This is a genomic window from Lacisediminihabitans sp. (assembly GCF_036404185.1).
GTDB lineage: Bacteria > Actinomycetota > Actinomycetes > Actinomycetales > Microbacteriaceae > Lacisediminihabitans.
The window spans coordinates 1-10,524 of the sequence record NZ_DASWPB010000122.1 but is presented as its reverse complement, the minus strand read 5'-3'; the positions used below and the strand labels follow the sequence as shown (position 1 = coordinate 10,524).

Here is a 10,524-nt window from a genome sequence, read left to right as displayed (position 1 = left end):
CGAGCCCGCCCGCTCGCGGAAGGCGATCATGTTCATGCGGTTGCCGCAGCGGATGCTGCAGAACCGCTTGGAGCCGTTGCGCGACAGGTCGACGAGCAGTCCGGTGCAGTCGTCGGCCGCGCAGCTCCGCAGACGGGCGGTCTCGCCGGAGCGGATGACGTCGACGAGGGCAAGCGCGATCTCCACGCGGATGCGCTCGGCGAGCGGCGCATCCGGCTCGGTCGCGTGCAGGTGCCAGGGGGAGCCGTCGTGGCGCGCGAGGTGGGGCAGCGCTCGTGCCGCGCGGAGCATCCGATTGACGGCCTCGGCCATGTCGTCGGTGTCGAGGCTCCAGAGCCGCCTCGCCTGATCGCGCGTGCGCAGGACGTCGCGCAGCTCCGCCTCGTCGTGGTCGATGCGGCCGGAGTAGTTCCACGAGGCGAGGAACGACCCCAGTTCCTCGACGGTGGCGAGCTCGTCCGAGCCGCTGCGCGAGGCGCCGGGGGCGGTGCCCGCGAGGGCGACGGTGAACTCCAGCGTCTCTTCGGTGTCAGGGGCAAAATGCAATTTGACTCCTTACTTTCCCCAAGACTAGCGTCAGGAGTGTAAGACATCTAGCCCCTTCGAATCGGTGACACCAGTGAAACGCCCCTCCACCTCCCTCGGCCTCATCATCGCCGTCATCGCCTCGATCAGCTTCGGAATGTCCGGCGCCCTGATCAAGCCGCTGCTCGAGGCGGGCTGGAGCCCGGCGGCGGCGGTGACGGTGCGGGCGCTCATCGGCGGTCTCGCCTTGACGCCGGTCGCGGTGCTATCGCTGCGCGGTCGCTGGGTCGTGCTCTGGCGGGCGCGCTGGCGGGTGCTCGCGATGGGCCTCATCGGCGTCGCCGGCACGCAGCTGGTCTACTTCGCCGCCCTGGAACGCATCCCCGTCGGCACGGCCATCCTCATCGAGTACATGGCTCCGCTGCTGCTCGTGCTGTGGGTCTGGGCGGTCGGCAGGCGGATGCCCAAGGCCGTGGTCATGGTCGGCTCCGTCCTAGCCGTTGTCGGCCTGGTGCTCGTCGTCTCTCCCGGCGGTGGACACATCGATCCGCTCGGCATCGTCCTCGCCGTGTTCGCCGCGATCGGGTGCGCGGTCTACTACGTCGTCGCGGCCCGGCCGAGCGACGGGCTGCCTCCCGTCGTCTTCGCGGCGTTCGGCCTGCTCATCGGCGGGGTCGCGCTCGGCCTGGTCGGCCTGACCGGCGCCGTCCCCCTCGCGGCGACCTTCGGCGAGACGCACCTGCTCGGCGCGGCCGTGCCCTGGTTCGTCCCCCTGCTCATCGTGGGCGTCATCGCGACCGCGCTCGCCTATGCGACGAGCATCGCGGCCAGCGAGATGCTCGGCTCCCGGCTGGCCTCGTTCGCGGGCCTGCTCGAGGTGGTGGCCGCCGCCTTCTACGCCTGGATCCTCCTCGGCGAGCGGCTCTCCCTCCCGCAGCTGCTCGGGGGAGCGCTCATCCTGGTGGGCATCGGCTTCGTGCGCTCCGAAAAGACGGACGCGGAGGTGGAGCCGGATGCTCTCGAGGCAGACGCTCTTGAACCGGAGGTGCTCGAGCCGGGTGCGCTTCTCTCCGACGCTCCGCCCGCCGGGCCCGCGCAGTACGAGCTCACCATGACCTCGCCGACGAGGCTGCCGGACATCGGTCCGGACATCCGTCCGGACATCCGTCCGTAGATTCGCGGCCCGATGCGCGCCCGTAGAATTGCGGTATGGCGCAACCAGCAGAACTCATGGATTTCGACAGGGCGATCGAGTTGTTCGAGCCGGTGCTCGGCTTCGAGGTGCACGTCGAGCTCAACACCAGGACGAAGATGTTCTCCGACGCCCCCAACTTCTTCGGCGGCGAGCCGAACACCAACGTGACCCCGGTCGACCTCGGGCTGCCCGGCAGCCTGCCGGTGGTGAACGAGCAGGCGGTCAAGTACTCGATCAGCCTGGGGCTCGCGCTCGGCTGCAGCATCCGGCCGTCCAGCCGCTTCGCCCGCAAGAACTACTTCTATCCGGACCTCGCGAAGAACTACCAGATCAGTCAGTACGAGGACCCGATCGCCTATGAGGGCCTCGTCCAGGTAGAGCTCGAGGACGGCCGCCTGTTCGACGTGGAGATCGAGCGCGCGCACATGGAGGAGGACGCGGGCAAGCTCACCCACATCGGCGGCGCGACCGGGCGCATCCAGGGTGCGGAGTATTCGCTCGTGGACTACAACCGGGCGGGTGTCCCGCTGGTCGAGATCGTCACCAAGATGATCACCGGCGCGGACGCGGATGCGCCGGCCCTGGCCAAGGCCTATGTCTCGACGGTGCGCGACATCGTCCGCTCGCTCGGCATCAGCGACGCGAGGATGGAGCGCGGAAACATCCGCTGCGACGCCAACATCTCGCTCTCCCCGCGGGGCAGCGGAAAGCTCGGCACCCGCACCGAGACGAAGAACGTCAACAGCCTGCGCTCGGTGGAGCGGGCCATCCGCTATGAGATCCGGCGTCAGGCCGCCATCCTCGCCGCGGGCGGCACGATCACGCAGGAGACCCGCCACTGGCACGAGGACACCGGCGTCACCTCCGCCGGGCGTCCCAAGAGCGACGCGGACGACTACCGGTACTTCCCCGAGCCGGACCTGGTGCCGGTGGAGCCGTCGCTCGAGCTCATCGAGGAGCTGCGGGCGGCCCTGCCGGAGCCGCCGGCGATCCGTCGCCGCCGCCTCAAGGAGGCGTGGGGCTTCACCGACCTGGAGTTCCAGGACGTCTACAACTCCGGCCTGCTCGTCGAGATCGAGGAGACCACCGCTGCCGGGGCGTCCGCCGCCCAGGCCCGCAAGTGGTGGACGGGGGAGATCGCCCGCCTCGCGAACGTCGCCGGGGTGGATGCGTCCACCCTCGTCTCGCCGCTGCACGTCAGCGAGCTCATCGCGATGATCGAGGACGGCGAGCTGACCGACCGTCTCGCCCGCCAGGTTCTCGAGGGGGTCATCGCGGGGGAAGGGACTCCCGCCGAGGTGACCCGGGCCCGCGGACTGGTCGTCGTCTCGGACGACGGGCCGCTCATCGCCGCCATCGACGAGGCCCTCGCGGCCCAGCCCGACGTGCTGGCGAAGATCCGCGACGGCAAGGTGCAGGCCGCCGGTGCGGTGATCGGCGCCGTGATGAAGGCGATGCGGGGAACCGCGGATGCCGCACGCGTGCGCGAGCTGGTGCTGGAGCGGGCGCAGAACGACTGACGGACGGCCGCGGCCTAGGGCGTGTCTCCTAATTCGTCTCGCTGTCCGCGGGATGATTTTTGAGTGAGTCGTGATGCGGTCCTATCGGATGCCCAATGGGAACGGGTCAGGTCGTTGTCGCCGTCGTCGGCGGGTCGGCGAGGACGTCCGTTCCGAGATGATCGCCGGGTGATCGAGGGCATCATCTGGCGCTATCGGGTAGGAACACCTTGGCGTGACGTGCCGCGTACTTTCGGCCCGTGGCAGACGCTTTGGAAGCGGCATCGCCGGTACTCTGGCGACGGGACGTGGGATCGGATCCACGCCGACTTGCTGGCCGGTGCCGATGCGGCCGGCGAGGTGGACTGGGCTGTGAGCGTCGACTCCACGATCAACCGAGCGCACCAGCACGCGACGAACCTTCCGCGGGACACAGGGGGCTCCGTCGAACTACACGAATCTGCGCGAGGAGCCGACTGATCACGCGATTGGGCGGTCGCGTGGCGGGTTGAGCACGAAAATCCATCAGCTCGTCGATGGGCGTGGGCTGCCGCTGGTGATGTTGATCGGTCCAGGTCAAGCCGGCGACTCTCCGATGTTTCCTGTCCTGATGGATCATCTGCGGGTCGAGCGCCGTGGCCCCGGCCGTCCGCGTTCACGTCCGGACCGGTTGCGCGGCGACAAGGCCTACTCGTCCCGCGCGATCCGCCATCATCTGCGCTCCCGCGGAATCGTCGCGGTGATCCCTGAGCCCACCGATCAACAGGGGCATCGCAAGCGCCGCGGTGCCCGTGGCGGTCGCCCCGTCGGTTACGACCACGAAGACTACAAGGGACGCAACGTCGTTGAGCGAGGATTCAACGAGATGAAGCAGTGGCGCGGACTCGCCACCCGATACAACAAACTTGCCCTGACCTATCGAGGCGGTGTCGTCCTCCGCGCAATCACACTCTGCCTGCGCTACTCCGATGGTCTGCGACGATGAACAAGTGAGTAACGCGACGCTTGACCCCGCCCTGGTGCCTGAGCTGCTGGTCAGCAACGTCACGAAAAGCATCGAGTTCTGGTGCGGGCTCTGCGGGTTCCAGATCAACTACCAGCGCCCCGAGGAGGGCTTCGCCTACATCTCGCTGGGCTCTGCTCACATCATGCTTGAGCAGCATGGCATCGGCCGAAACTGGATCACTGCACCCCTGGAACCACCCCTCGGTCGAGGAATCAACTTCCAGATCAGCGTCCGGGACCTTGACCCGATCCTCACCGCCCTGCGAGACGCCGATCACGCGATCTTCATGGAACCTGAGACGAAGTGGTACCCCATCGACGAACGCACCGCAGCCGGCGTTCAACAGTTCCTCGTCACCGATCCTGACGGCTATCTCATCCGATTCCAAGCGTCGATCGGCCACCGACCGATCGCTCATTAGGAGACACACCCTACGGCGCTTGGCCGTGCGTGACCTCGGCCTCCGGATCGTCCCCGTCCAGGAACGCCCGTGCGCTCTCTCGCAGATAGCGGGGACTCACGGCGTCGCGCCACACCCAGCCCCATAGGCCGATGGCCGGGTCGAGACCCATGCGCTTCCACAGCAGGCCCGCATACAGCGTCGAGGCGACCGCGACGCTCACGCAGAAGAGGAAGCCGTCGAGAAGCGGCGCCGGTGTGGGCCGAGAGACCACCAGCACGAGGACGGCGGCGATCTCCAGGAGGACGGAGCAGGTCATCGGCGCCCACCGGATCCGGGGGACACGGGAGTTCGCCGTCAGCACGCCGAGGGCCGCGCCGACGATGGCGATCGCAACGTGGTCCATCGTGCTCTGCCCTCTTTTCACCGGGGCTCGATATCGGGACGAGCCGCCGTATCGTGTCCCGGGGCCCATCGGTCCATCGGCCACTCGAACCCGAAGAATGATTAGATAATAGCCTCATCGGGCACCCTCCTCGGGCGCTTTCGGACGGAGATCGGGTGACACGGTGGGAGAACCGCGAGGGGGAACGATGGATTCCGACGACGACGACCCGCCGAGGGGGAGGATCGCCCGCGACGACCGGCCGGCGCCCGGATCCGATGCTCGCGAGATCGACCGCGGCCTATTTGTGATGCTGTTCGTCCTCCAGCTCTTCGGTTCCGGCTTCGCCATCGTCGCTAACGCGTTAGGGAGCATGGACACCGGCACCTGCAGCAGCGACGCCGAACCGGGATGCGTCGGCGACCCCTGGCTGACCCTCATCGCGGTGTTCACGCCGGGAGTGGCGCTGCTGCTGGTGATCCTGACGCTCGTCGTCGGCGTCGCCCTCCGGCGGCGGTCCCGGCCGAGCTGGTGGGTCCCTCTTGCGGCGCTGGTCCTCATGACGGCCGCCTTTTTCGCCGGGGCGGCCATGCACACCGCCGCTGTGCATGGAAGCGCGTTCGCCGGCCCGCCGGATCCGCCGTCGGTCGCCACCTGACGGCGTTTGCCCGCTGCCCCGCCCCGTGCGAGGATGGGGGACCGCATCCGTTCGAAGGACAGACCGTTGAAGACAGCTCCCGCGTCCGCGCACTGACTCGCCGTCATCCCGCCGCGTTCGCGGCCCCGGCGTCAGTGCATCACTGACCACCCGGGAGCAGCATGTCCTCATCATCCATCGTCCTCACCGACCTCGGCCTGACCTGGCCGGACGGGTCGGTCGCCCTGAGCGGTATCACGGCCGCCTTCACGAGCGGCCGCACCGGTCTGGTCGGGCTCAACGGCGCGGGCAAGTCGACCCTGCTCACGCTCATCGCGGGGATCATCGAGCCGACCACCGGGGGTGTGCAGACGAGCGGTGAGGTGGGCTATCTGCCGCAGGCCGTCGTGCTCGAAACGGGGGCGACGGTGGCACAGCTGCTGGGCATCCGCGAGGCGGTGGATGCCCTCCGCGCCATCGAGGGCGGCGATGCCTCGGAGATCAACTTCGAACGGCTGGCCGATCGCTGGGACATCGAGCAGGCCGCCGCTGAGGCTCTGCGCGACGCCGGTCTCGACGGCCTCGACCTCGATCGCACCGTCGGCACCCTGAGCGGCGGCGAGACGATGCTCGCGGCGATCGCCGGTCTGCGCCTCGGCCGCGCCCCGATCGTGCTGCTCGACGAGCCCACCAACAACCTCGACCCGGATGCCAGGGAGCGCCTGGCCGAGCTGGTGCGCGGCTGGCGGGGAACGCTCGTGGTGGTGAGCCACGACGTCCGGCTGCTCGAGCTCATGGACGATACCGCCGAGCTCTACGACGGACGCCTGCGGATGTTCGGCGGCCCGTACAGCGCCTATCTCGAGCGGCTCGAGCAGGAACAGGCGGCCGCGCGACAGGGGGAGCGGACCGCGGAGCAGGCCGTGCGCGTGGAGCGCAGGCAGCGCGCCGAGGCGGAGACGAGGCTCGCGCGCAGCAGCCGCTCCGGCCAGAAGGACAGGGGAAGCATGCCGAAGATCCTGCTCAACCAGCGCAAGTCGAACGCGCAGGTGTCGGCGGGCAGGCTGCGCGGCGAGCTCGATGACCGGCTGGGGGAGGCACGCGCCGCGGTGGACGCCGCGCAGAGCCGGCTGCGGGACGACGCATCCATCCACGTCGACCTGCCCGACCCGGCCGTCCCCTCCTCCCGCCGGCTGGCGGAGTTCCGCGGGGTGGTCATCCGGGGGCCGGAACGGGTGGCGCTCATCGGGCCGAACGGGGTCGGCAAGACGACCATGCTCGAGTCGGTGGTGCGGGAGGGGCGGGATCACATCGGGTACCTGCCGCAGCGGCTGGACGGACTCGATGAGACGGCCACCGTGCTCGAGAACGTGAGCCGCGGCGGCACCACGGACGGCGAGCTGCGCAATCGGCTCGCGCGCTTCCTGTTCCGGGGCGATTCGGTGGACCGTCCCGTCGGCACGCTCTCGGGCGGGGAGAGGTTCCGGGTCGTGCTGGCGCGGCTGCTGCTCGCGGATCCACCACCGCAGCTGCTGGTGCTCGACGAGCCGACCAACAATCTCGACCCGCAGAGCGTCGGACAGCTGGTGGACGCGCTTCGCGGCTATCGAGGGGCGATCCTCGTCGTCAGCCACGACCTGCCCTTCCTCGGCAGGCTGGGCATCGACACCTGGCTCGCGATGCGGCGGGGCGGCGCGATCGAGCGTGTGGATGCGCCGCCGGGGGCCGTCACGGCCGGTCGGTCGTCGCCCTCCGCGCCAGCAGGCCGTCCATGAGCAGATCGATCAGCCGATCGGTCTGACCCGGCTCGACCGCGGCGAGGGAGAAGCCGTTGAGCGTGGTGAGGACGTCGAGGGGGTCGACATCGGCGCGGATGGTCCCCGCCGCGGCGCCGGCGTCGAGCAGCATGGCGACGGCCTCGAGCGCCCGCTCTCGGCTCTGCTCGTAGGGGTTGCCACCGGAGTTGATGACCGCGCGGAGCACGTCGGCCATTCCGCGCTTCGTCGTCATGAAGTCGACGAACCGCCCCATCCATTCGCGCAGCCCGGTCTCCGGCCCCGAGGCGGCCAGCAGCTGCTCCGCCGAGGCGCTGAGCCCGGCGAGCTCGCCGCGATAGACGGCCTCGACGAGCGCCTCCCTGGTGGGAAAGTGCCGGTACAGGGTGCCGATGCCGAGCCCGGCCTCCTTCGCGATGGCCTCGAATGTGGCATCCTCGCCGTCGCGGGTGAAAGCACGAGTCGCCACCTCGATCAGCAGGTCACGGTTGCGCAGGGCATCGGCGCGAAGAGGGCGAGCGGGCACAAGATCTCCTGGATTGATAATCGGAGGTGCCTCCGGTTATAGTGGAGGAGGTTAACGGAGGATCCTCCGTTTCATTGTATCCGAGGAGACACGAATGCCAGGAGAACTGATGACAGAAACACTGATGACAGAAACACTGATGACAGAAACACTGGACGGCACCGTCGCGCTGGTGACCGGCGCATCGAGCGGGATCGGTGCCGCCACGGCATCCGCGCTGGCTGCCCGGGGCGCGACGGTCGCCCTCGTGGCCAGGCGCAGGGACCGGCTGGATGCCCTCGCGGCGAGCATCCGGGAACGGGGTGGCGAGGCGCTGGTGATCGAGGCGGATGTCGCCGAGCAGCGGCAGGCGGTGGATGCCGTCGAGCGGACGGTCGCCGAGCTCGGTCGTCTCGACACCCTGATCAACAACGCGGGCGCGATGCTCATCGGGCCGGTCGAGGGCGCCCCGCTGGAGGAGTGGCGGCGGATGGTCGACATCAACCTGCTCGGCCTGCTCTCCGTTTCCCACGCCGCGCTGCCGCACCTGCTGCACGCCGCGGAGGGGGGCTCGCGTCGGGTCGCCGACCTCGTCAACGTCAGCTCCACCGCGGGCCGCTTCGCCAGGGGCGGGACGGCCGTGTACAACGCGACGAAGCACGCGGTCAACGGCTTCAGCGAGGCGCTGCGCCAGGAGGTGACCGGCCGCCACGTCCGGGTCTCCCTCGTCGAGCCCGGCATCACCGTCACGGAGCTGACCTCGCACAACCGGGAGGAGATCCAGTCGTCCATCCAGGGTCAGCTGGCCTCCATCGAGGGGCTCCACGCCGAGGACATCGCCGAGGCGATCGGCTACATCGTGACCCGTCCTCGCCGGGTGGCGATCAACGAGATCCTGGTGCGGCCGACCGAACAGGAGCGGTAGCGCGGAACGGCGCGAACGACGCTCCCAGGGCGGCCCCGAGCAGGATGGCGACACCGTGCGCATCGTTCAGCGCCACCAGGACGAGACCGATCGCCATCGCGGCGATCGCGCATACCCTGACCACGGCGCGACCGGAGACCACGAGACCGAGGCCGCAGACGCTCATGAGGAGGCCATCGCTCGCGAAGGAGCTGCCGCCGCCCGGTTGGTTCCAGGCGATGGCGAGCAGATTGAGCACGATCGACGGCAGCAGGAAGAGCACCGCCGTGCGCCAGCGCCCCCAGATCCACTCCGCGAGCACGGTCACCCCGGCGACGACCACCAGGTTGAACACCGCCCCGGCGATCCCACCGTCCTGCGCCATGACCGAGGTGAGCACGCGCCACCACTGCCCGTGCTGCAGGGTCAGCCCCGGGTCGCGACGCAGCGCCTCGGAGACGACGGGGACGGCGAACTGGAGAAGGGACGGGACGCCGATGGCGATCGTGAGCACCGTCGCGACGAGGGGAAACGGTCGCCGCGGGGGAGACGGCCGCCGCGGGGGCAGCAGTCGGACGGCGACCTGGCCGAACAGCGCCAGCACGACGAGGTAGAGGATGACGTTGAGGAAACCGTCCCCCGAGGTGTCCATGGTCTCTCCCGGCGCTCTGCCGGCATCCGAGCGGAGCCGGGCCGACCCCCATCCTGCCAGTGTCGCTCCTCCCGCGGAGCGGGGAACAATCCGCCGCGCGGAGCGTTGTCCCCAGCATGAAAGCAATCGTCTACACCCAGACCGGTGACCCCTCCGTCCTTCGCCTCGTCGACCGCGAGCTGCCGGCGCCGGGGCCCGGCGAGGTACGGGTGCGGATCGTGGTCTCGGGGGTGAACCCCACCGACTGGAAGTCGCGGAGGGGCGCCGTGGCCGGCGAGCGGCTGCCGTTCCCGGAGGTCGTGCCGAACCAGGACGGTGCCGGTATCGTCGACGCCGTCGGGCCGGACGTGACCGCCCACAAGCCGGGGGATCGCGTCTGGACGGCGCTCGCCGCCCACCAGCTCTCCCACGGCGGCACCGCGCAGGAGTACGCGGTGCTTCCTGCCGAGCGGGTGCATCCGCTGCCGGACGGTGCCGACTTCGAGCTGGGCGCGAGCCTGGGCGTCCCGGCCATCACCGCGCATCGTGCGCTCACCGTCGCCGACGGCGGACCCGCCCGCCTGGCGCCCGGTGCCCTCGACGGGCGGGTTGTGCTCGTCGCCGGTGGCGCGGGGGCCGTCGGCAATGCGGCGATCCAGCTCGCCCGGTGGGCGGGCGCGACGGTCATCAGCACCGTGAGCGGTCCGGAGAAGGCCGCCCTCGCGACCGCAGCGGGGGCGACGCACATCGTCAATTACCGCGAACAGGATGCGGCGGCGGAGATCCGGCGGGTCGCGCCGGACGGCGTCGATCTGGTGGTCGAGGTCGCCCCCGCGCAGAACGCCGAGCTGAACGCGGCGGTCATCCGCAACCACGGGACCATCTCCGTCTATGCCAACAACGGCGGCGACCGGCTGGCCCTGGACGTGCGCAAGCATTTTGCGGTCAACGTTCGCTATCAGTTCCTGCTGCTGTACACGGTCGGCCAGGAGGCGATCGATGCCGCCGCGGAGGACATCGTCGCCGCGATCCGCGACGGGGCCTTCCGCGTCGGTGAGGATG

The 10,524-nt window shown here is 69.6% G+C and carries 12 protein-coding genes; 8 read left to right on the top strand and 4 right to left on the bottom strand.

The window, feature by feature from the left end:
* Positions 1-546 (bottom strand): CGNR zinc finger domain-containing protein (locus tag VGC18_RS09060; RefSeq protein ID WP_331096478.1); only part of this gene is annotated, 546 nt, incomplete at its 3' end.
* A gap of 73 nt (positions 547-619) precedes the next feature.
* Here VGC18_RS09060 and VGC18_RS09055 point away from each other — a divergent pair.
* The 4 genes from VGC18_RS09055 (at position 620) to VGC18_RS09040 (ending at position 4,646) form a co-directional block, all read left to right on the top strand.
* The gene (locus tag VGC18_RS09055; protein WP_331096476.1) at positions 620-1,699 is read left to right on the top strand and encodes an EamA family transporter; all 1,080 of its coding nucleotides are present in this window, start codon (positions 620-622) and stop codon (positions 1,697-1,699) included.
* 35 nt (positions 1,700-1,734) lie between these two features.
* Entirely contained in the window at positions 1,735-3,240 is a 1,506-nt protein-coding gene (gatB, locus tag VGC18_RS09050) for an Asp-tRNA(Asn)/Glu-tRNA(Gln) amidotransferase subunit GatB (RefSeq protein WP_331096474.1), read from the top strand.
* Between the two features lie 63 nt (positions 3,241-3,303).
* Positions 3,304-4,204, top strand: a protein-coding gene (locus tag VGC18_RS09045; RefSeq protein WP_331096472.1) for an IS5 family transposase whose coding sequence is annotated in 2 segments (ribosomal slippage) — positions 3,304-3,654 and positions 3,656-4,204 — 900 coding nt in all. Because the reading frame shifts where the segments join, the coding sequence is not laid out codon by codon here.
* On the top strand, positions 4,188-4,646 hold the full coding sequence (locus VGC18_RS09040) for a VOC family protein (RefSeq protein ID WP_331096470.1): 459 nt from the start codon (positions 4,188-4,190) through the stop codon (positions 4,644-4,646). Before VGC18_RS09045 ends, VGC18_RS09040 begins: the two co-directional genes overlap by 17 nt.
* 10 nt (positions 4,647-4,656) lie before the next feature.
* Here the strand turns inward: VGC18_RS09040 and VGC18_RS09035 are convergent, their stop codons facing one another.
* Entirely contained in the window at positions 4,657-5,031 is a 375-nt protein-coding gene (locus tag VGC18_RS09035) for a hypothetical protein (RefSeq protein WP_331096468.1), read from the bottom strand.
* Between the two features lie 187 nt (positions 5,032-5,218).
* On the opposite strand from VGC18_RS09035, the gene VGC18_RS09030 reads away from it, so the two are divergent.
* On the top strand, positions 5,219-5,668 hold the full coding sequence (locus VGC18_RS09030; RefSeq protein ID WP_331096466.1) for a hypothetical protein: 450 nt from the start codon (positions 5,219-5,221) through the stop codon (positions 5,666-5,668).
* Between the two features lie 161 nt (positions 5,669-5,829).
* Positions 5,830-7,422, top strand: coding sequence for an ABC-F family ATP-binding cassette domain-containing protein (locus tag VGC18_RS09025; protein ID WP_331096464.1), 1,593 nt, complete (start codon positions 5,830-5,832; stop codon positions 7,420-7,422).
* On the opposite strand, the gene VGC18_RS09020 is transcribed toward VGC18_RS09025, so the two are convergent.
* Positions 7,376-7,948, bottom strand: a complete 573-nt coding sequence (locus tag VGC18_RS09020) for a TetR/AcrR family transcriptional regulator (RefSeq protein WP_331096462.1) — start codon at positions 7,946-7,948, stop codon at positions 7,376-7,378. The genes VGC18_RS09025 and VGC18_RS09020 overlap by 47 nt on opposite strands.
* Positions 7,949-8,087: 139 nt before the next feature.
* On the opposite strand from VGC18_RS09020, the gene VGC18_RS09015 reads away from it, so the two are divergent.
* The gene (locus tag VGC18_RS09015; RefSeq protein WP_331096460.1) at positions 8,088-8,852 is read left to right on the top strand and encodes an SDR family NAD(P)-dependent oxidoreductase; all 765 of its coding nucleotides are present in this window, start codon (positions 8,088-8,090) and stop codon (positions 8,850-8,852) included.
* Here VGC18_RS09015 and VGC18_RS09010 read toward each other — a convergent pair.
* Positions 8,812-9,483 (bottom strand): hypothetical protein, encoded by a 672-nt coding sequence (locus VGC18_RS09010; RefSeq protein ID WP_331096458.1) that lies wholly within the window; start codon positions 9,481-9,483, stop codon positions 8,812-8,814. The two genes, VGC18_RS09015 and VGC18_RS09010, sit on opposite strands and share 41 nt — an antisense overlap.
* Before the next feature lie 116 nt (positions 9,484-9,599).
* Here VGC18_RS09010 and VGC18_RS09005 point away from each other — a divergent pair.
* The coding region (locus tag VGC18_RS09005; protein ID WP_331096456.1) for an NADPH:quinone reductase at positions 9,600-10,524 on the top strand (925 nt) is incomplete at its 3' end.

Coding starts and splice junctions, on each gene's coding strand:
- gatB (WP_331096474.1), top strand. CDS start 1,735: ATGGCGCAACCAGCAGAACTCATGGATTTCGACAGGGCGATCGAGTTG.
- VGC18_RS09040 (WP_331096470.1), top strand. CDS start 4,188: ATGGTCTGCGACGATGAACAAGTGAGTAACGCGACGCTTGACCCCGCC.
- VGC18_RS09035 (WP_331096468.1), bottom strand. CDS start 5,031: ATGGACCACGTTGCGATCGCCATCGTCGGCGCGGCCCTCGGCGTGCTG.
- VGC18_RS09030 (WP_331096466.1), top strand. CDS start 5,219: ATGGATTCCGACGACGACGACCCGCCGAGGGGGAGGATCGCCCGCGAC.
- VGC18_RS09025 (WP_331096464.1), top strand. CDS start 5,830: ATGTCCTCATCATCCATCGTCCTCACCGACCTCGGCCTGACCTGGCCG.
- VGC18_RS09015 (WP_331096460.1), top strand. CDS start 8,088: ATGACAGAAACACTGGACGGCACCGTCGCGCTGGTGACCGGCGCATCG.
- VGC18_RS09010 (WP_331096458.1), bottom strand. CDS start 9,483: ATGGACACCTCGGGGGACGGTTTCCTCAACGTCATCCTCTACCTCGTC.